The organism is Cognatiluteimonas lumbrici, from assembly GCF_006476065.1.
Lineage (GTDB): Bacteria > Pseudomonadota > Gammaproteobacteria > Xanthomonadales > Xanthomonadaceae > Cognatiluteimonas > Cognatiluteimonas lumbrici.
In genome coordinates, this window is the sequence record NZ_ML636798.1 from 547284 (window position 1) to 566271 (window position 18988).

The following is an 18988-nucleotide window of genomic DNA, read 5'->3' on the forward strand; positions in this document are numbered from 1 at the left end:
TTGCATCTCTTTGATTCAAGAAGTGAAACCGGCAGCCGCAAAGCGGATGAGCTCGCGCGCGGCACGTTCGCGGTGGCTGGCCTCGGTGCTGCCGGCCGGGCGCTTGATCATCCCGAAGTCGGCCATGGCGTAGGTCAACGCCCCGGACAGGAAGTCCAGCCGCCAGTACAGCTGTTCCTTGGGCAGGTCGGGCAGGCATTTCGCGATCGCCTTGGCGAACTCGCGCGGCACGTGCCCGTACTGGTCCGACAGGAACTTGCGCAGGCTGTCGTTCTTCTCGGCGTAGGCCCGCGCGATCACGCGGATGAAGGCGGCGCCGCCGTGGCGGTCCTGCGCCAGCGCCAGCGCAGGCTCGACGAAGGCCGCCAGCACCGGCTCGAGCTCGCCGGGACGCTCGCGCTTCGCCGCCTCCAGCATCTCCAGGCGGCGCGCGCTCATCCCGTCCATGCGCCGGCGGAACACCTCGTTGACCAGGTTTTCCTTGCTGCCGAAGTGGTAGTTGACCGCGGCGATGTTGACGTCGGCCCGGCTGGTGACCTGGCGCAGCGAGGTGCCGGCGAAGCCGAACTGCGCGAACAGCTCCTCGGCGGCGCCGAGGATCCGGTCCTTGGTGGAGAAGGCGGAGGAGGGCATGCGGGGGACGGCCGTGAATCAAACGATTGTTTGGACTCTACGCCGGGGCATGAACCCGGGTCAATCCGCGGCGCGAAGGCCGTGCATTTCACCGCCCCGGTGCGTTAGTATTTCCGCAGCCATGTCGGCTAAACCCGCGTCCCGCCGCGGGTTTTTCATCCCGGAGAAGAACGAGTATGGCGCTGGAGCGCACCCTGTCGATCATCAAGCCCGATGCCGTCGCCAAGAACGTCATCGGCGAAATCTATTCCCGCTTCGAGAAGGCCGGCCTCAAGGTCGTGGCCGCGAAGATGAAGCATCTCTCGCGCCAGGAAGCCGAGGGCTTCTACGCGGTGCACCGCGAGCGTCCGTTCTTCAAGGCGCTGGTGGAGTTCATGGTCTCCGGTCCGGTGATGATCCAGGTGCTCGAAGGCGAGGGCGCGGTGGCGAAGAACCGCGAACTGATGGGCGCCACCAATCCGAAGGAAGCCGCGGCGGGCACGATCCGCGCCGACTTCGCCGACTCGATCGACGCCAACGCCGTGCACGGTTCCGACTCGCTGGAGAACGCCGCGATCGAGATCGCGTACTTCTTCCCGGCGACCGACGTCTACGCGCGCTGAGGAAAACCATGGACCGCCCGGGCGACAACACGGTGACGACGGATTCGAGGACCAATGTCTTCGACTTCGACCGTGCGTCGCTCGAGCGTTTCTTCGAGGAGGAGCTGAGCGAGAAGAAGTTCCGCGCGCACCAGGTGATGAAGTGGATCCACCATCGCCACGCCACCTCCTTCGAGGAGATGACCGACCTCGGCAAGGCGCTGCGCGCGCGGCTCGAGGAGCGCGCCACGATCCAGGCGCCGACGGTGATGTTCGACAAGGCCTCCGCCGACGGCACCCACAAGTGGCTGCTCGGCATGGATCCGCGGAACGCCATCGAGACGGTCTACATCCCCGACAAGGGCCGCGGCACGCTGTGCGTGTCCTCGCAGGTGGGCTGCGCGCTCAACTGCGGCTTCTGCTCCACCGCCACCCAGGGCTTCAACCGCAACCTGTCCACCGCCGAGATCATCGGCCAGGTGTGGGTCGCGGCCCGCCACCTCGGCAACGTCCCGCACCAGCAGCGCAAGCTCACCAACGTGGTGATGATGGGCATGGGCGAGCCGCTGGCGAACTTCGACAACGTCGTGCGCGCGATGAGCATCATGCGCGACGACCTCGGTTACGGCCTCGCCAACAAGCGCGTCACCCTGTCCACCGCGGGCATGGTGCCGTGGATCGACAAGCTCGGCGAGGTGAGCGACGTCTCGCTCGCGGTCTCGCTGCACGCGCCGTTCGACGAGCTGCGCAGCGAGCTGATGCCGATCAACCGCAAGTACCCGATCGCGCAACTGATGGATGCCTGCGTGCGCTACGCGCTGCGCCGCAAGGGCACCTCGGTGACCTTCGAGTACACCCTGATGAAGGGCGTCAACGACCAGCCGGAGCACGCGCGCGCGCTGGTCGCGCTGATGCGCGACTTCGACCGCCGCGTGCAGATGAAGGACGCGGCCAAGGTCAACCTGATTCCGTTCAACCCGTTCCCGGGCACGCGCTTCGAACGCCCCGACGAGGGCGCGATCCGCGCGTTCCAGAAGCAGCTCAACAACGCCGGCATGATCGCGCCGGTGCGGCGCACGCGCGGCGACGACATCGACGCCGCCTGCGGCCAGCTCAAGGGGCAGGTCATGGACCGGACGCGCCGGCAGGCGACGTTCCGGCGCACGCTGGAGCAAGCCGGCAAGGCCCAGGCAGGGCAGGCCGCAAAGGCGCAGGGGGATGCGCGAGATGCGGTCGCGTGAACTCCTGCTCCTGCTGGGGACCCTCTGCCTGGTCGCGGCGGGCTGCTCGCGGCTGACCTTCGTCAAGCCCAAGCTCGAGCGCGGCGACTACACCCGCGTCGCCCCCGAATACACCGTCCGCGAGGATCCACAGGCCCGCAAGCGCCTGGCCGCGCTCGACCGCGTCGCACTGGCCGAGGACCGCCTGCGTGCGGGCGACCTCGACGCTGCCGAGGCCCAGGCCCGCGCCGCCATCCAGGCCGACGCCACGGTGGCCGGGGCGCATACGGTGCTGGCGCTGGTCGCCGACCGCCGCGGCGATACCGCCGGGGCGGGACGCGAGTACGCCCGCGCGGCGGAACTGGCGCCGCGCCGTGGCTCCACCCTCAACAACTACGCCGTGTGGCTGTGCAGCAACGGCCGCCAGGCCGAGTCGCTGCCCCTGTTCGCGCAGGCCTTGCGCGACCCGGGCTACGACACCCCGGCAGTGGCGCTGGCCAACGCCGGCGCCTGCGCGCTCGAGGCCGGGCGGCCCGTCGAGGCCGAGCGCGACCTGCGCCGGGCGCTGGAACTGGATCCGGAGAACCCGGTGGCGCTGGCCACGATGGCCCGGCTGTCGTTCCGGCAGGGCGACTACCTGCAGGCGCGCGCGTTCTCGCAGCGCCGGCTGGCGGCCGCCCCGGCCAGCGCGCAAGTGTTGCAACTGGCGTCACAAATCGAGCAGAAACTCGGCGACAGCGCCGCCATGGCTGGTTATGTTCAAAGGCTCAGGGCGGAATTTCCAGACACGCAGACTCCCCGGGGGGACGAGAGTCAGCAATGAACCAGGTGAATCCGGACGTATCCCGGCTGCACGCCGGCGAACAGCTGCGCTCCGCGCGCGAGGCCGCGGGCCTGGAACTGGCGGATGTCGCCACCCGGCTGAAGATGCCGGTGCGCGTCGTCCGCTCGCTCGAGGAAGAGGACTGGAGCCGGCTGGGGGCGCCGGTCTTCGTCCGCGGGCAGTTGCGCAGCTACGCGCGACTGCTGGGCATCGACGCCGAACCGGTGATCGATGCCGCCGAAGTGGCGCCGGTGGCGCCGCCCCAGCTCACGCCGCGCACCTTCACTCCGCCCCTGCAGCGCTTCGCCGAGCAGGCGGCGCGCCGCCTGGTGTACGTGGTGATGACCGTGGCGATCGCGATCCCGGTGTGGCTGGGGCTCTCCGGCCGCCAGCACCAGGAGCAGGTCGCCTACGACGCCGCGCCGCTCGATGCGCCGGCGGCCAGCGACCGCCAGCCGGCCTCGGAACCGCGCGACCGCGGGGCGGCCGAGCCGCGCCCGCTTGTTGCCTCGCTGGCCCCGATGCCGCAGCGCGCCGCGCCGGCGCTGTCGCTGCGCTTCGAGGGGGATAGCTGGCTGCAGGTGTTCGATGCGGACGGCAAGGTGCTCGAGCAGGCGCTGGTGAAAGCCGGCGAGAAGCGCAGCTACGATGCGGACGAAGCCGCTTCGGTGGTGCTCGGCAACGGTGCCGCCGTCGAGGTCCGCACCCAGGGCAAGGCACGCGACCTGTCGCCGTACATGCGCGCGAACGTAGCGCGCTTTACGGTATCCTCTGACGGTTCCCTCGCGCCCGCCGCCGACTGACCTTCGGCCGCAACGGCCGCGAGACCTGGTCAACCCCCACCGGCCGCGGCGACCCGCGCCGGGACAACAGGCAGTCGCATGGCAATCGACGATCTACTCGACGAACACGAGCAGGGCGAACGCGTTCGCGCCTGGTTGCGCAGCAACGGCGCCGGCATCATCGGCGGCGTCATCCTCGGGCTGGCCCTGATCTGGGGCTTCCGCTGGTGGCAGGACCAGCAGCTCTCCCAGCGCATGGCCGCCAGCAACAACTACCAGGCCGCGGTCGACCAGCTCGACGCCGGCAAGCTGGCCGAAGCCGCGCCGATGGTGGCGGCGCTGCCCGACGGCACCTATGCCACCCTGGCCGCGCTCGAGCTGGCGCAGGCCCAGGTGGAGGCGGGCAAGCGCGACGACGCCATCGCCACCCTGCGCGGTGCGGCGACGTCGGATCCGCGACTGGCCGAGATCGTGTCGCGGCGCCTTGCGCGCCTGCTGCTCGACGCCGGCCAGCCCGCCGACGCGCTGGCCCTGCTGCAGGGCGATGCGCCGGCCACCCTGAGCGTCCGCGGCGATGCGCTCGCCGCGAGCGGTGAGCGGGACAAGGCACGCGAGGCGTACGCGAAGGCGCTGGTCGGGCTGGAGGTCGGCTCGCCGCTGCGCAACCTGGTGGAACTCAAACTCTCCGAAGTCGGCGGCACGCCGGCGCAGACCGAGGCAGGCAGCTGATGATGGCAACCCCCTTCCGATCCCGCGCGGCGCTGGTGTCCGCGGCCGCCTGCGTGCTCGTCCTGCTGGGCGGCTGCAGCACCCTCAAGGGCTGGTTCGGCAGCAAGGACCAGGAGGCCCTGAAGCCGGCCGAGCTGACCACGTTCACCGCCACCGCCACGCCGCAGCGGCTGTGGTCGGCCAAGGTCGGCAAGGGCGAAGGCCGCGTCGGCGCGCGCCAGGCGCCGGCGGTCGAGGGCGGCCGCGTGTACGCCGCCGCGCTCGAGGGCGGGGTCACCGCGCTCGACCTGCAGACGGGGCAGCGCGCCTGGCACCACGAGAGCGAACTGCCGCTGTCCGGCGGCCCTGGCGTGGGCGAAGGCCTCGTCGTCGTCGGCAGCCTCGAGGGCGACGTGGTCGCGCTGGACGCCGCAACCGGCGCGCAACGCTGGACCGCGAAGGTCGGCAATGAAGTGCTCGCGGCGCCGGTGATCGGGCAGGGCGTGGTGCTGGTGCGTTCGATCGACGGCCGGGTCACTGCGTTCGACGCCGACGACGGCAGCCGCATGTGGTTCTGGCAGCGCGAGACGCCGGCGCTGTCGGTGCGCGGCAGCGGTTCGCCGCTGCTCGGCCCGGGCCTGGTGTTCGTCGGCAGCGCCGACGGCACCCTGTCCGCGGTCTCGCTGGCCGAGGGCCGGCTGCTGTGGGAGCAGACCATCGCCGCGCCGGAAGGCCGCACCGAGCTCGACCGCATGGCCGACATCGACGGCCAGCCGGCGCTCGAGGGCACCACCATCTTCGCCACCAGCTACAAGGGCCGCACCATGGCCATCGACGGCCCGAGCGGCCGCCCGCTGTGGGCGCACGGCGCCGGCGGCCCGGGCGCGGTCGCGATCGGGCTGGACAAGGTCGTGGTCACCGACCCCCAGGGCACGGTCTGGGGCCTCGACAAGGCCACCGGCACAGCGATGTGGCAGCAGGCAGGCCTGGCGCGGCGCAACGTCAGCGCGCCGGCGGTCCAGGGCGACCACGTGGTCGTCGGCGACTTCGAGGGCTACCTGCACTGGCTGCGCCTGGGCGACGGTGCCTTCGCCGCGCGCGTGGACGCAGCCGGCGATCCGATCATCGCGACCCCGGTCGTCGCCGACGGCATCGTGCTGGCGCAGAGCACCGGCGGCGAGCTGAGCGCCTGGCGCATCGGGGCGACGCCCTGAGCCACGGGTGTCCCGGCCAGGCAGTCCCGCATGCTTCCCCTCGTCGCCATCGTCGGCCGGCCGAACGTCGGCAAGTCGACCCTGTTCAATGCCCTGACGCGGACCCGCGACGCCCTCGTGCACGACGCCCCGGGCGTGACCCGGGACCGCAACTACGGCGTCTGCCGCCACGATCCCGAGCGTCCCTTCGTGCTGGTCGACACCGGCGGCATCGCCGGCGACGAGAGCGGGCTGGCCGGCGCCACCGCGCGCCAGTCGCGGGCGGCCGCCAGCGAAGCCGACCTGGTGCTGTTCGTCGTCGACGGCCGCGAAGGCCCGTCGGCGCTGGACGACGGCATCCTGGCCTGGCTGCGCAAGGTGGACACCCCGGTCCACCTGGTGGTCAACAAGGTCGACGGCATCGACGCGCAGGCCGCGCGCAACGAGTTCTCGCGCTACGGCTTCGCCGACGTGTTCGCGGTGTCCTCCGCACATCGCCAGGGTCTCGACGGCCTGCTGCAGGCGGTGTTGGCGAAGCTGCCCGCCGACGGCGACGCGGAAGTGCTCGACGAGGATCCTGACCGCATCCGCATCGCCTTCGTCGGCCGCCCCAACGTCGGCAAGTCCACCCTGGTCAACCGCATCCTCGGCGAGGAGCGGATGATCGCCTCCGACGTGCCCGGCACCACCCGCGACGCGATCGCGGTGGACCTGGAGCGCGACGGCCGCAAGTACCGGCTGGTGGACACCGCCGGCCTGCGCCGGAAGTCGAAGGTCGAGGAGGCGGTCGAGAAGTTCTCGATCGTGAAGACGCTGCAGGCGATCGAGCATTGCGAGGTCGCGGTGATCCTGCTCGACGCCGGCGAAGGCGTCACCGAGCAGGACGCCAGCGTGCTCGGCGCGGTGCTCGACGCCGGGCGCGCGCTGGTCATCGCGATCAACAAGTGGGACAACCAGAGCGACTACCAGCGCAAGCAGACCGAGGCGCTGCTGTCGCGCAAGCTGGCGTTCGTGGACTGGGCCGAGGCGGTGCGCATCTCCGCGCTGCACGGCTCCGGCCTGCGCGAGCTGTTCCGCGCGATCCACCGCGCGCACGCCTCGGCCACGCGCCAGTTCGGCACTTCCGAGGTGACCCGTGCGCTCGAAAGCGCGGTCGAGGCGCATCCGCCGCCGGCCTCGCGCGGGCACGCGCCCAAGCTGCGCTTCGCCCATCCCGGCGGCGAGAACCCGCCGACCTTCGTGGTCCACGGCAACCGCCTGCGCACGCTCCCGGAAAGCTACCGCCGGTACCTGGAGAACTTCTTCCGCAAGCGTTTCAAGCTCGTCGGCACGCCGGTGCGCTTCGTGTTCAAGGAAGGCGAGAACCCGTACAAGGACCGCAAGAACGTGCTCTCCGAGCGCCAGGTGGAGCGGCGCCGCCGGCTGTTGCGGCACGTCAAGCGGAAGTAGCCGTGGCGCGCGAGATCGCCCCAGCCGACGCGCTGGCCCGGCAACGTGCCGGGGCGGTGCTGGTGGACGTGCGTGGTGCCGACGAACGCGCGCTGGGCATGGCCGCGGGCGCGCTGGGCGTGGAGCGCGAAGCGCTGGAGCGCGATCCCGCGGCGCACCTGCCGGACCGCGCCGCCGAGGTGCTGCTGATCTGCCAGTCCGGGCGGCGCTCGGCGCTGGCCGCGGAGACGCTGGAGGGCCTCGGGTACGCGCGCGTGGTGTCGGTCGCGGGCGGCACTGCGGCCTGGGAAGCCGCCGGCCTGCCAATCGCGCGCGACGGGGTGGACGCCGACTTCGCCGAGCGCTACTCGCGCCAGCTGCGCCTGCCCGAGGTCGGCCTGGCCGGCCAGCAGGCCTTGCAAGGGGCGCGCATGCTGCTGCTGGGGGCAGGGGGGCTCGGCTCGCCGGCCGCCTATTACCTCGCCGCGGCGGGCGTCGGCCACCTGCGCATCGCCGACGACGACCGCGTCGAGCGCAGCAACCTGCAGCGCCAGATCCTGCACACCGAGGCGGACATCGGCGACCGCAAGGTGGAGTCCGCGGCACGCGCGCTCTCGGCGCTCAATCCGCGCACGCGGATCGAGCCCGTGGCCGAGCGCGTCACCAGCGACAACGTCGAGCGCCTGCTCGAGGGCGTGGACGTGGTCATCGACGGCGCCGACAACTTCCCGGTGCGCTACCTGCTCAACGACGCCTGCGTGAAGCTCGGCAAGCCGCTCGTGTACGGCGCGGTGCTGCGCTTCCAGGGCCAGGTCTCGGTGTTCGACGCCGGTCGCCACCGCGGCGCGCGGCCCTGCTACCGCTGCCTGTTCCCGGAACCGCCCGCAGCCGCGGACGCGCCCAACTGCAGCGAGGCCGGGGTCCTGGGCGTGCTGCCCGGCGTCATCGGCCTGTTGCAGGCGACCGAGGCGATCAAGCTGGTGCTCGGCATCGGCGAACCGCTCGCGGGGCGGATGCTGCACTTCGACGCCCTGGCGATGCGCTTCCGGCAAACGCGGCTGCCGCCCGACCCGGGCTGCGTCGTCTGTGCGCCGGGGCGCCCGTTCCCGGGCTACGTGGACTACGAGGCGTTCTGCGCAGGCTGACGTTACGCGGGCTGATCGGCCCGTCTGCGCGGACGCGGCTTCGAGCGCGGGTCGATCTGCACGCCGACCACGGCATTGCAGTGGATGCAGCTGTAGCTCAGGCAGCGCGCCTTGCTCTCGCCCTCGACCACGCCCACCACCTGCTCGACGTTGACGTGCAACAAGCGGTGCCCGCACTTCGGGCATTGCCCCAGGATCGACATGCTGCGTCCCCGTTGCGGATAATGTGGGACCGACTGTAGCGCAGGCCCGCCCACAGCGCATGGCGCACTCCCCGCAAACCGCACGCATCCTCGACGGCAGGCGCATCGCCGGGGAACTGCTCGATTCGCTCAAGGCCCGCGTGGACGCGCGGGTCGCGGCGGGGAAGCCGCGCCCCGGGCTGGCGGTGGTCCTGGTGGGCGACGATCCGGCCTCGTCCGTGTACGTGCGCAACAAGCGCCGCGCGGCCGAGAAGGTGGGTATCCACGCCCTCGACCACGACCTCCCGGCCGGCACCAGCGAGTCCGAGCTGCTGGCGCTCATCGACCGGCTCAACGCCGACCCGTCGGTCCACGGCATCCTGGTGCAACTACCGTTGCCCGGCATCCCGGATGCCAGCCGCCTGATCCACCGCATCGACCCGCGCAAGGACGTGGACGGATTCCATCCGGAGAACGTCGGCCACCTCGCGCTGCGCCAGTTCGGCCTGCGCCCCTGCACCCCGCGCGGGATCACCACGCTGCTGGCCTGGACCGACCGCCCGGTGCGCGGGCAGAGCGCGACCATCGTCGGGGTCAGCAACCACGTCGGCCGGCCGATGGCGCTGGAACTGCTGATCGCCGGCTGCACCACCACCAGCTGCCACAAGTTCACCCCGCCGGCGGTGCTCGAGGCGGCGGTGCGCGGGGCCGACATCCTGGTGGTCGCCGCCGGCAAGCCGCGGTTGATCCCGGGGGAATGGGTCAAGCCCGGCGCGGTGGTCATCGACGTCGGCATCAACCGCCTGGACGACGGCCGCCTGGTCGGCGACGTCGGCTTCGAGGAGGCGGCGAAGCGGGCCAGCTGGATCACCCCGGTGCCCGGCGGCGTGGGCCCGATGACCGTGGCCACGCTGATGCAGAACACCCTCGAGGCGGCCGAGTCGTTCGACCCCTGATTCCCCGGCCACCGGGCGGGTTACAATGTCGTGCTTCACTCCCTCCGGAATCGGCCATGCTCCGCATCCAGGCTGAAGCGCTCACCTACGACGATGTCTCCCTCGTCCCCGCGCACTCCACGGTCCTGCCCAAGGACGTCTCGCTCGCCACCCGCCTGACCCGCGACCTGCGCCTGAACCTGCCGATCGTCTCGGCGGCGATGGACACGGTCACCGAAGCGCGCCTGGCGATCGCGATGGCGCAGCTTGGCGGCATCGGCATCGTGCACAAGAGCATGAGCGTGGAGCGCCAGGCCGCGGAGGTGGCGCGGGTCAAGAACTTCGAGGCCGGGGTGATCAAGGAGCCGTTCACCGTCGGCCCGGAAACCACGATCGGCGAGGTGCTCAAGCTCACCCGCGCGCGCAACATCTCCGGCGTGCCGGTGGTGGACGACGACGGCCACCTGGTCGGCATCGTCACCGGCCGCGACATGCGCTTCGAGAAGAAGCTGGACGATCCGGTGCGCCACATCATGACCAAGCGCGACAAGCTGGTCACGGTGAAGGAGGGGGCCTCCGATGACGAAGTGCTGGGCCTGCTGCACAAGCACCGCATCGAGAAGGTGCTGGTAGTCAACGACGGCTTCGAGCTGCGCGGGCTGATCACGGTCAAGGACTTCCAGAAGAAGCAGGACAACCCGAACGCCGCCTACGACGTGCACGAGCGATTGCTGTGTGGCGCCGCGGTAGGCGTGGGCGGCGACACCGAGCAGCGCGTGGAGGCGCTGGTCGCCGCGGGCGTGGACGTGGTGGTGGTGGATACCGCGCACGGCCACTCACAAGGCGTGATCGAGCGCGTCGCCTGGGTCAAGAAACGCTTCCCGTCGCTGCAGGTGATCGGCGGCAACATCGTCACCGGCGACGCCGCGCTGGCGCTGATGGATGCGGGCGCGGACGCGGTCAAGGTCGGCGTCGGCCCGGGCTCGATCTGCACCACGCGGATCGTCGCCGGCGTCGGCGTGCCGCAGGTCACCGCGGTGGCGATGGTCGCCGAGGCGCTGCAGGACCGCATCCCGCTGATCGCGGACGGCGGCATCCGCTATTCCGGCGACATCGGCAAGGCGATCGCCGCCGGCGCGTCCACGGTGATGGTCGGCGGCCTGTTCGCCGGCACCGAGGAGTCGCCCGGCGAGAGCGAGCTGTTCCAGGGCCGCAGCTACAAGAGCTACCGCGGCATGGGCTCGATCGGCGCGATGGAGAAGGGCTCCAAGGACCGCTACTTCCAGGACGCCTCCGATGCCGACAAGCTGGTGCCCGAGGGCATCGAGGGCCGGGTCCCGTACCGCGGCCCGCTCGGCGGCGTGGTCCACCAGCTCGCCGGCGGCCTGCGCGCGACCATGGGCTACGTCGGCTGCGCCACCATCGACGAGATGCGTAGCAAGCCGAGCTTCGTGAAGGTGACCGCGGCCGGCAGCCGCGAGAGCCACGTGCACGACGTGCAGATCACCAAGGAACCGCCGAACTACCGGATGGGCTGACGCCGCACATGACCGACCTGCACAGCGACCGCATCCTGGTCCTCGACTTCGGGGCCCAGTACACCCAGCTGATCGCGCGCCGCATCCGCGAACTCGGCGTCTACTGCGAGATCTGGGCCTGGGACCACGACCCGGCCGAGATCGCGGCGTTCGCGCCGAAGGGCATCGTGCTCTCCGGCGGCCCGGAGTCCACCACGGTGCCGGGGGCGCCGCGCGCGCCGCAGGCAGTGTTCGATTCCGGGGTGCCGATCCTGGGCATCTGCTACGGCATGCAGACCATGGCCGCGCAGCTCGGCGGCGCCACCGAGGCGGCCGACCAGCGCGAGTACGGCCACGCCGAGGTCGAGCTGGTGGCGCAGGACGCGCTGCTCGACGGCCTCAAGGACCTGCCGGGTTCGCCGCCGCGGCTCGCGGTGTGGATGAGCCACGGCGACCACGTCACCGTGGCGCCGCCGGGCTTCACCGTGACCGCGCGCACCGACCGGATCCCGGTGGCCGCGATGGCCGACGACACGCGGCGCTGGTACGGCGTGCAGTTCCACCCCGAGGTCACCCATACCAAGTCCGGCCAGGCGCTGCTGCGCCGGTTCGTGGTGGACATCTGCGGCTGCGCCACGCTGTGGACGCCGGAGCACATCATCGAGGACCAGGTAGCGCGCGTCCGCGAAACCGTCGGCGACGACGAGGTCGTCCTAGGCCTGTCCGGCGGCGTGGACTCCTCGGTGGTCGCCGCGCTGCTGCACAAGGCGATCGGCGACCAGCTCACCTGCGTGTTCGTGGACACCGGCCTGCTGCGCTGGCAGGAAGGCGACCAGGTGATGGCGACCTTCGCCGAGCATTTGGGCGTGCGCGTGATCCGGGTGGACGCCGCCGACCGCTACTTCAAGGCGCTCGAGGGCATCAGCGACCCCGAGGCCAAGCGCAAGGTCATCGGCAACCTGTTCGTCGAGATCTTCGACGAGGAGGCCGGCAAGCTCAAGAACGCGAGGTGGCTGGCGCAGGGCACGATCTACCCGGACGTGATCGAGTCGGCCGGCAGCAAGACCGGAAAGGCCCACGTCATCAAGAGCCACCACAACGTCGGCGGCCTGCCGGCGGACATGAAGCTCGGCCTGGTCGAGCCGCTGCGCGAGCTGTTCAAGGACGAGGTCCGGCGCATCGGCGTCGAGCTGGGGCTGCCGCCGGCGATGGTCTACCGGCATCCGTTCCCGGGCCCGGGCCTGGGCGTGCGCATCCTCGGCGAGGTCAAGCGCGAGTACGCCGAACTGCTGGCGAAGGCCGACCACATCTTCATCGAGGAACTGCGCAAGGCCGACCTCTACGACAAGGTCAGCCAGGCCTTCGCGGTGTTCCTGCCGGTGAAATCGGTCGGCGTGGTGGGCGACGCGCGCGCCTACGAGTGGGTGGTCGCGCTGCGCGCGGTCGAGACCATCGACTTCATGACCGCCCACTGGGCGCACCTGCCTTATGAGTTCCTGGGCCGCGTTTCGAATAGAATAATCAACGAGTTGCGCGGAATTTCTCGCGTTGTTTATGACATCAGCGGCAAGCCGCCGGCGACCATCGAATGGGAGTAGCCGTGTCCGACGAACAGTGGATGCGGCGGGCGCTGGAGCTGGCGGAACGGGCGGAGCGCGAGGACGACGAGATCCCGGTCGGGGCGGTGGTGGTCGGCCCGGACGGGACGCTGCTCGGCGAAGGCTGGAACCGCAACATCAGCGAAAGCGACCCGAGCGCGCACGCCGAGATCGTGGCCATGCGCGCGGCGGGCAGGGCGCTCGGCAACCACCGGCTGCTCGGCTGCACGTTGTACGTGACCTTGGAGCCCTGCGCGATGTGCGCGATGGCCGCGGTGCACGCACGGCTGGGACGCGTGGTCTACGGCGCCGCCGACCCGAAGACCGGGGCCGCGGGCAGCGTGTTCGACCTGCTCGCCGATCCGCGCCACAACCACCGCGTCGAGGTCCTCGGCGGCGTGCTCGCGGAAGAGGCGGGGCGCCGGCTCACCGACTACTTCCGGCGCAAGCGCGGCAAGGCCGCGCCTTGAGCGGGCCGCGACCCGCCGCGCGCTATCATCGGGCCCATCCAAGGACAGAAGGACGCACCGGCGCATGATCCCGGCCAGCGAAGGACGCCTGATCTGGATCGACCTCGAGATGACCGGGCTGGACACGGTCAACGATTCGATCCTGGAGATCGCCACGGTGGTCACCGACGCCAACCTCAACGTGCTGGCCGAAGGCCCGGAGCTGGCGATCGCGCATCCGCTGTCCACCCTGGAAGCAATGGACGACTGGAACCGGCGCCAGCACGGCAATTCCGGGCTGTGGCGGCGGGTGCTGGAGGAGGGCGTGTCGCTCGGCGAGGCCGAGTCGCGCACGCTGGACTTCCTCGAGCAGTGGGTGCCGGCGAACGCGTCGCCGATGTGCGGCAACTCGATCTGCCAGGACCGCCGCTTCCTGCACCGGCAGATGCCGGCGCTGGAGCGGTACTTCCATTACCGCAACCTGGACGTCAGCACGCTCAAGGAACTCGCGCGCCGCTGGGCCCCCCAGGTGCTCTCCGCGATCCACAAGGAAGCCGCGCACACCGCCCTCAGCGACGTCCGCGATTCCATCGCCGAACTCCGCCACTACCGCCAGCACATGGGCCCCCTCGGCGGCTTGTGACATTCTTTAGCCACAGATCACACAGATTGAAAAAGATTTGGAACTGGACTGCGAAGTTGCTCGGCTCGGGCACGCCCTTCGCACTCAGGTGATAAATCCTTTTGAATCTGTGTGATCTGTGGCAAAAAGAGCCCGCCCGTCAGCCGGCGGCCTTGGACTTGGCGAGGGCGAGCCAGGTGTCTACGACGGTGTCGGGGTTGAGGGAGACGGACTCGATGCCCTGGTCCATCAGCCACTGGGCGAGGTCGGGATGGTCGCTCGGGCCCTGGCCGCAGATGCCGATGTACTTGCCCTTGGCGCGCGCGGTCGAGATCGCCATGGACAGCATCTTCTTGACCGCCGGGTCGCGCTCGTCGAACAGGCTGGCGACGATGCCCGAGTCGCGGTCCAGGCCCAGGGTCAGCTGGGTCATGTCGTTGGAGCCGATCGAGAAGCCGTCGAACAGGTCCAGGAACTCGTCGGCGAGCAGCGCGTTCGACGGGATCTCGCACATCATGATCACCTTCAAGCCGTCCTTGCCCTGCTCGAGCCCGTTCTCGCGCAGCACCTCGAGCACCTTGCGGCCCTCGTCCAGGGTGCGCACGAACGGAATCATCACCCACAGGTTGTCCAGGCCCATGTCCTCGCGCACGCGCTTGACCGCCTGGCACTCCAGCGCGAACGCGTCCTTGAACGAGGGGTCGACATAGCGGCTGGCGCCGCGGAAGCCGATCATCGGGTTCTCCTCGTGCGGTTCGTACTTCGACCCGCCCAGCAGGTTGGCGTATTCGTTGGACTTGAAGTCCGACAGGCGCACGATCACCGGCTTCGGCGCGACCGAGGCGGTGATGGTGGCGATGCCCTCGGCCAGGCGGTCCACGTAGAACTCGACCGGGCCGGCATAACCGGCGATGCGCGCGTCGATCTTCTGCTTCGTCGCGGCGTCCTGGCGGTCGTACTCGAGCAGCGCCTTCGGATGCACGCCGATGTGGCTGGCGATGATCATCTCCAGGCGCGCCAGGCCGATGCCCGCGTTGGGCAGCATGCCGAAGTCGAACGCGCGGTCCGGGTTGGCCACGTTCATCATGATCTTGAGCGGCGCCGGCGGCATGTTGCCGAGATCGGTGGTGGTGCGCTCGAAGGGCAGGGTACCGGCGTAGATGTAGCCGGTGTCGCCTTCGGCGCAGCTGACCGTCACTTCCTTGCCGTCCGGGATCGCGTCCAGCGCGTTGCCGGTGCCGACCACGGCCGGCACGCCGAGCTCGCGCGCGATGATCGCGGCGTGGCAGGTGCGACCGCCGCGGTTGGTGACGATGGCCGAGGCGCGCTTCATCACCGGCTCCCAATCGGGGTCGGTCATGTCGGCGACCAGCACGTCGCCGGGCTGCACCGCGTTCATGTCGTCGAGGGAGCGGACCACGCGGGCGACGCCGCTGCCGATCTTCTGGCCGATGGCGCGGCCCTCGCACACGACCTCGCCGCGCCGGGACAGCGCGTAGCGTTCGATCTGGGTGGCATGGCCGCGCGACTTCACCGTTTCCGGCCGCGCCTGCAGGATGTAGAGCTTGCCGGTGGTGCCGTCCTTGCCCCACTCGATGTCCATCGGGCGGCCGTAGTGCCCTTCGATCACCAGCGCCTGCTTCGCGAGCTCCTGCACGTCCTCGTCGGAGATCGAGAACTGGTTGCGCAGCTCGGCAGGCGTGTCCTCGGTGCGCACGCGCTCGCCCGGCTTGTCGGAGTACACCATGCGCAGCTGCTTGGCGCCGAGCGAGCGGCGCAGGATGGCCTTGCGGCCATCGCGCAGGGTCGGCTTGTAGACGTAGAACTCGTCCGGGTTCACCGCGCCCTGGACCACCATCTCGCCGAGGCCGTAGCTGGCGGTAATGAACACCACGTCGCGGAAGCCGGACTCCGTGTCGAGGGTGAACAGCACGCCCGAAGCGCCCACGTCCGAGCGCACCATGAGCTGCACGCCGGCGGACAGGAACACGTCCTCGTGCCTGAAGCCGTGGTGCACGCGGTAGGCGATGGCGCGGTCGTTGTACAGCGACGCGAACACTTCCTTGACCTTGCGCACGACGTCGTCGGCACCGGTGACGTTGAGGAAGGTCTCCTGCTGGCCGGCAAAGGACGCGTCCGGCAGGTCCTCGGCGGTGGCCGAGGACCGCACCGCGACGGCGACGTCCTGCGCACCGCTCTCCGCGCACAGCTTCGCGTAGGCCTCGCGGATTTCGCGGTCGAGTTCCGGCTGCAGCGGGGCCTCGATGACCCAGCCGCGGATCTCGGCGCCGGCGCGGGTGAGGGCAGCGACGTCCTCGACGTCCAGCGACGCGAGGCGGTCGTAGATGCGCTGCTCGAGGTCGTTGTGCGCGATGAACGCCTTGAACGCGTCGGCAGTGGTGGCGAAGCCCCCGGGCACCGACACCCCCAGGCCGGCCAGCTGGCCGATCATCTCGCCGAGCGAGGAATTCTTGCCGCCCACCTGGGCGAGATCGGTCAGGCGCAGGTCGCGCAGCCAAAGGACCATGCTGGCGGGGATTTGGGCGGTCAAGGCGTGGGGCTCCGGAGGGTTTCCGCTATTTTAGCAACGTGAACAGCCCTGGAGTCGCCCGCATGCCCGGAATCCGCCCGGTCTTCTACGTTTCCGACGGAACCGGCATCACCGCCGAAACCATCGGCCACAGCCTGCTGACGCAATTCAGCGGGTTGCGCTTCACCACCGACCGCCTGCCGTTCGTGGACACCCCCGAAAAGGCCCGCCAGGCCGCGGCCACGATCCGTAGCGCCGGCGAGGCGCACGGCCTGCGCCCGGTGGTCGTCAATTCCTGCGTGGATCCGCAGCTCAACGCGCTGCTGGCGGAGAGCGGGGCGCTGATGCTCGACGTGTTCGCCCCGTTCATCGCGCCGCTGGAGGAACTGCTGGGCCAGCAGCGCGAACTGCACGTCGGCCGCGCGCACGGCATGGTGGACTTCGAGACCTACCACCGCCGGATCAACGCGATGAACTACGCGCTGGCCCACGACGACGGCGTCGCCACCGACTACGCCGACGCCGACCTGGTGCTGGTCGGCGTGTCGCGCGCCGGCAAGACCCCGACCTGCGTCTACCTGGCGCTGCACCACGGCGTGCGCGCGGCCAACTATCCGCTCACCGAGGAGGACCTCGAGACGGTGGACCTGCCGCCGCGGCTGCGGCCGTACCGCCATAAGCTGTTCGGGCTCACCATCGATCCGGTGCGCCTGCACCAGATCCGGCAGGAGCGGCGCCCGGATTCGCGTTACGCGCAACTGGAGACCTGCAAGCGCGAAGTGGCGGCCGCCGAGGCCCTCCTGCAGACGCAGGGCATCCAGACACTCAGCACCACGCACGCCTCGATCGAGGAGATTTCCAGCCGCGTGCTCGAGGTGCTGGGACTCAACCGGGAAATGTTCTGAGCGTGTAGGATCGGGCCATGGCCCATGTCCTGACCCGCATCGAACGCATTCCCCGCATCGGCCGCTTCGGCTGGCTGATGGGGCTGTATGCCGAAAACCATGCGCTGCTGACGCGCCTGTTCGAGCCGGCCGGCCTGGGGCAGGGCAGCTGGGTCTCGCGGATCGGCGACGGCCTGGACGTGTGCCTGGACGTGCTCGAGCAGCACGCGTACACCAGCGAGCTGCGCCTCACCTACGCGATGCAGGACCCGCTCACCGGGCAACCGGATCCGTCCGCCTACGTGCGCCTCTACCACGACGCGCGCCAGGCGGAGGCGACCCATTGCTACGTCGGCCGCCGCTGGCAGGACGTGCTCGGCATGAACCCGCCGGCCGCCACCCTGGTGGACCACCGCCTGCGCATGAACACCTTCCTCGGCAAGTGGCTGCACTACCTCGCCGAGCGCGGGCACGGCGTCGCCACGCTGGCGCCGTCGACGGGCGCGCGCGACGCGGCCTGAGAGGAGAAAGTGGCGTCCCCACGGGGATTCGAACCCCGGTCGCAACCGTGAAAGGGTTGTGTCCTAGGCCTCTAGACGATGGGGACGCGAAAACCGGACCAGCGTTGTAGATTGGTGGAGCCAGGCGGGATCGAACCGCCGACCTCCTGCATGCCATGCAGGCGCTCTCCCAGCTGAGCTATGGCCCCACTGCTGGAAAGCGCGCAAGTGTACTGGTCACGTCGCGCGACCGTCAAGACGGAACACGGAGGAAAGTGGACATGAAGATCGCAGATATCGGTCCCCGGCCGGACAGCTTCGACCTGGAGACCGCCACCACCGAAAACCGCAACTACCGCACGGTCGCCTGGAGCGGCCGCTACCTGCAGGTCACGCTGATGTCGATCCCGGTCGGCGGATCGATCGGGCTGGAGATGCACGCCGAAACCGACCAGTTCCTGCGCCTGGACGCCGGCCGCGGCAAGGCCCGCATCGGCCCGGCGAAGGATCGCCTCGAGTTCGAGCGAGACGTTTCCGACGGTTGGTGCGTGCTGGTGCCCGCCGGCATGTGGCACGACGTGATCAACACCGGCGACGAGCCAATGCGCCTGTACGCGATCTACGCGCCGGTGCACCACGCCGCGGGCAAGGTCCACGAGGACGCCGCGGCTGCGCAGGAGGACGAGGAATCCGGCAACGACGAGCCGCCGGAGTGGAGCGTGCAGCCGTCCGACTCGGCCCCGGACCGCCACGGTTGAGGGGCGTTCTGCCAGTAATTGAACATAATAGGCATTATGCGAAGTTCTGTATTACCTCAACTTTGCCTCTGGTGACCTGATGCAAACCAGACCGCCCTGCTGGCCTGAGTCCCGGCCCTGCCCGAACGAGTGTGCGCACCAGCTCTACGAGCGCACCGTCCACAACCTGACGCCACTGCACGGCCGCTGGGCGGGCTGGCGCCTGGCTGGCCGTGAGCTGGTCGCACCGGATGGCGACAGGATCACCCCGGAACGCCTGCGCGGCCTCTTGTGGCGCCAGGAACACGAACAGCGGATCGAACGCGCGGCTGGCCGTCGGGCCGCCGAGCAACTGCGCCGCCAGCGCCAACCCGTCAAGGTCATCGTGGTCGAGCTCGCCGAACTGCGAGTGCACGGACAGTTCGCCGGCTAGCGCGACGACGTCCCCGGCCGGCATCGCACAGCTGTGGTTGCCTTGATGCCGATCATCGCCCGGGCCGCCCCTGCCGGGCTATCTTGTT

Annotated in this window: 20 protein-coding genes and 2 tRNA genes; 17 read left to right on the forward strand and 5 right to left on the reverse strand. The window is 70.1% G+C overall.

Translation table 11 applies throughout. The features are described 5' to 3' along the window. Nucleotides 1-15 precede the first annotated feature (15 nt). Nucleotides 16-633, reverse strand: a complete 618-nt coding sequence (locus E4F25_RS02670) for a TetR/AcrR family transcriptional regulator (RefSeq protein WP_140908709.1) — start codon at nucleotides 631-633, stop codon at nucleotides 16-18. A 176-nt stretch (nucleotides 634-809) separates the two neighbouring features. Here E4F25_RS02670 and ndk point away from each other — a divergent pair, with 176 nt between their 5' ends. The 8 genes from ndk to moeB all read left to right on the forward strand — a co-directional run bounded on the left by ndk (nucleotide 810) and on the right by moeB (nucleotide 8513). Next, the gene (gene ndk, locus E4F25_RS02675; protein ID WP_140908710.1) at nucleotides 810-1235 is read left to right on the forward strand and encodes a nucleoside-diphosphate kinase; all 426 of its coding nucleotides are present in this window, start codon (nucleotides 810-812) and stop codon (nucleotides 1233-1235) included. An 8-nt stretch (nucleotides 1236-1243) separates the two neighbouring features. Further along, the gene (gene rlmN, locus E4F25_RS02680; RefSeq protein ID WP_140908711.1) at nucleotides 1244-2455 is read left to right on the forward strand and encodes a dual-specificity RNA methyltransferase RlmN; all 1212 of its coding nucleotides are present in this window, start codon (nucleotides 1244-1246) and stop codon (nucleotides 2453-2455) included. Next, nucleotides 2442-3257: a type IV pilus biogenesis/stability protein PilW gene (pilW, locus tag E4F25_RS02685; protein ID WP_140910283.1), complete on the forward strand. Its 816-nt coding sequence runs from the start codon at nucleotides 2442-2444 to the stop codon at nucleotides 3255-3257. Before rlmN ends, pilW begins: the two co-directional genes overlap by 14 nt. Beyond that, on the forward strand, nucleotides 3254-4060 hold the full coding sequence (locus E4F25_RS02690) for a RodZ domain-containing protein (RefSeq protein WP_140908712.1): 807 nt from the start codon (nucleotides 3254-3256) through the stop codon (nucleotides 4058-4060). The genes pilW and E4F25_RS02690 overlap by 4 nt, the downstream gene beginning before the upstream one ends. Nucleotides 4061-4138: 78 nt before the next feature. After that, nucleotides 4139-4768 (forward strand): YfgM family protein, encoded by a 630-nt coding sequence (locus E4F25_RS02695; RefSeq protein ID WP_140908713.1) that lies wholly within the window; start codon nucleotides 4139-4141, stop codon nucleotides 4766-4768. 2 nt (nucleotides 4769-4770) lie between these two features. Further along, complete coding sequence (gene bamB, locus E4F25_RS02700; RefSeq protein WP_140910284.1) at nucleotides 4771-5961, forward strand: outer membrane protein assembly factor BamB; 1191 nt, start codon at nucleotides 4771-4773, stop codon at nucleotides 5959-5961. 30 nt (nucleotides 5962-5991) lie between these two features. Next, the gene (gene der, locus E4F25_RS02705) at nucleotides 5992-7389 is read left to right on the forward strand and encodes a ribosome biogenesis GTPase Der (protein ID WP_140908714.1); all 1398 of its coding nucleotides are present in this window, start codon (nucleotides 5992-5994) and stop codon (nucleotides 7387-7389) included. Nucleotides 7390-7391: 2 nt separating this feature from the next. Further along, complete coding sequence (gene moeB / locus E4F25_RS02710) at nucleotides 7392-8513, forward strand: molybdopterin-synthase adenylyltransferase MoeB (protein ID WP_140908715.1); 1122 nt, start codon at nucleotides 7392-7394, stop codon at nucleotides 8511-8513. A 2-nt stretch (nucleotides 8514-8515) separates the two neighbouring features. Here moeB and E4F25_RS02715 read toward each other — a convergent pair whose 3' ends face one another. Further along, nucleotides 8516-8716: a hypothetical protein gene (locus tag E4F25_RS02715; protein ID WP_140908716.1), complete on the reverse strand. Its 201-nt coding sequence runs from the start codon at nucleotides 8714-8716 to the stop codon at nucleotides 8516-8518. Nucleotides 8717-8775: 59 nt separating this feature from the next. On the opposite strand from E4F25_RS02715, the gene folD reads away from it, so the two are divergent. The 5 genes from folD to orn all read left to right on the forward strand — a co-directional run bounded on the left by folD (nucleotide 8776) and on the right by orn (nucleotide 13837). Further along, on the forward strand, nucleotides 8776-9651 hold the full coding sequence (folD, locus tag E4F25_RS02720; RefSeq protein WP_140908717.1) for a bifunctional methylenetetrahydrofolate dehydrogenase/methenyltetrahydrofolate cyclohydrolase FolD: 876 nt from the start codon (nucleotides 8776-8778) through the stop codon (nucleotides 9649-9651). A gap of 56 nt (nucleotides 9652-9707) precedes the next feature. Continuing rightward, nucleotides 9708-11168, forward strand: a complete 1461-nt coding sequence (gene guaB, locus E4F25_RS02725) for an IMP dehydrogenase (RefSeq protein WP_140908718.1) — start codon at nucleotides 9708-9710, stop codon at nucleotides 11166-11168. A gap of 8 nt (nucleotides 11169-11176) precedes the next feature. Further along, nucleotides 11177-12745, forward strand: coding sequence for a glutamine-hydrolyzing GMP synthase (gene guaA, locus E4F25_RS02730; protein ID WP_140908719.1), 1569 nt, complete (start codon nucleotides 11177-11179; stop codon nucleotides 12743-12745). Continuing rightward, a complete protein-coding gene (tadA, locus tag E4F25_RS02735) occupies nucleotides 12736-13215 on the forward strand; it encodes a tRNA adenosine(34) deaminase TadA (RefSeq protein ID WP_140908720.1) in 480 nt (159 codons plus the stop codon). Before guaA ends, tadA begins: the two co-directional genes overlap by 10 nt. Nucleotides 13216-13279: 64 nt before the next feature. Next, nucleotides 13280-13837 (forward strand): oligoribonuclease, encoded by a 558-nt coding sequence (orn, locus tag E4F25_RS02740; RefSeq protein WP_140908721.1) that lies wholly within the window; start codon nucleotides 13280-13282, stop codon nucleotides 13835-13837. Between the two features lie 139 nt (nucleotides 13838-13976). Here orn and ppsA read toward each other — a convergent pair whose 3' ends face one another. Further along, nucleotides 13977-16343, reverse strand: a complete 2367-nt coding sequence (gene ppsA, locus E4F25_RS02745; protein ID WP_140910285.1) for a phosphoenolpyruvate synthase — start codon at nucleotides 16341-16343, stop codon at nucleotides 13977-13979. Between the two features lie 86 nt (nucleotides 16344-16429). On the opposite strand from ppsA, the gene ppsR reads away from it, so the two are divergent. Both ppsR and E4F25_RS02755 read left to right on the forward strand, forming a co-directional pair. Beyond that, nucleotides 16430-17251: a posphoenolpyruvate synthetase regulatory kinase/phosphorylase PpsR gene (gene ppsR / locus E4F25_RS02750; RefSeq protein ID WP_140908722.1), complete on the forward strand. Its 822-nt coding sequence runs from the start codon at nucleotides 16430-16432 to the stop codon at nucleotides 17249-17251. A gap of 17 nt (nucleotides 17252-17268) precedes the next feature. Next, the gene (locus tag E4F25_RS02755; RefSeq protein ID WP_140908723.1) at nucleotides 17269-17751 is read left to right on the forward strand and encodes a DUF1249 domain-containing protein; all 483 of its coding nucleotides are present in this window, start codon (nucleotides 17269-17271) and stop codon (nucleotides 17749-17751) included. 10 nt (nucleotides 17752-17761) lie between these two features. Here E4F25_RS02755 and E4F25_RS02760 read toward each other — a convergent pair. Together E4F25_RS02760 and E4F25_RS02765 are read right to left on the reverse strand one after the other, a co-directional pair. After that, nucleotides 17762-17837 (reverse strand) — tRNA-Glu (locus tag E4F25_RS02760). Nucleotides 17838-17863: 26 nt separating this feature from the next. Next, nucleotides 17864-17939: transfer RNA gene (locus E4F25_RS02765), tRNA-Ala, on the reverse strand. A 72-nt stretch (nucleotides 17940-18011) separates the two neighbouring features. Between E4F25_RS02765 and E4F25_RS02770 the strand changes: the two genes are divergently transcribed. After that, nucleotides 18012-18488 (forward strand): cupin domain-containing protein, encoded by a 477-nt coding sequence (locus tag E4F25_RS02770; RefSeq protein ID WP_140908724.1) that lies wholly within the window; start codon nucleotides 18012-18014, stop codon nucleotides 18486-18488. A gap of 79 nt (nucleotides 18489-18567) precedes the next feature. Continuing rightward, nucleotides 18568-18900 carry a DUF3653 domain-containing protein gene (locus E4F25_RS02775; RefSeq protein WP_140908725.1) on the forward strand — a complete coding sequence of 111 codons (333 nt, stop codon included), beginning with the start codon at nucleotides 18568-18570 and terminating at the stop codon, nucleotides 18898-18900. Nucleotides 18901-18988: the final 88 nt, after the last annotated feature.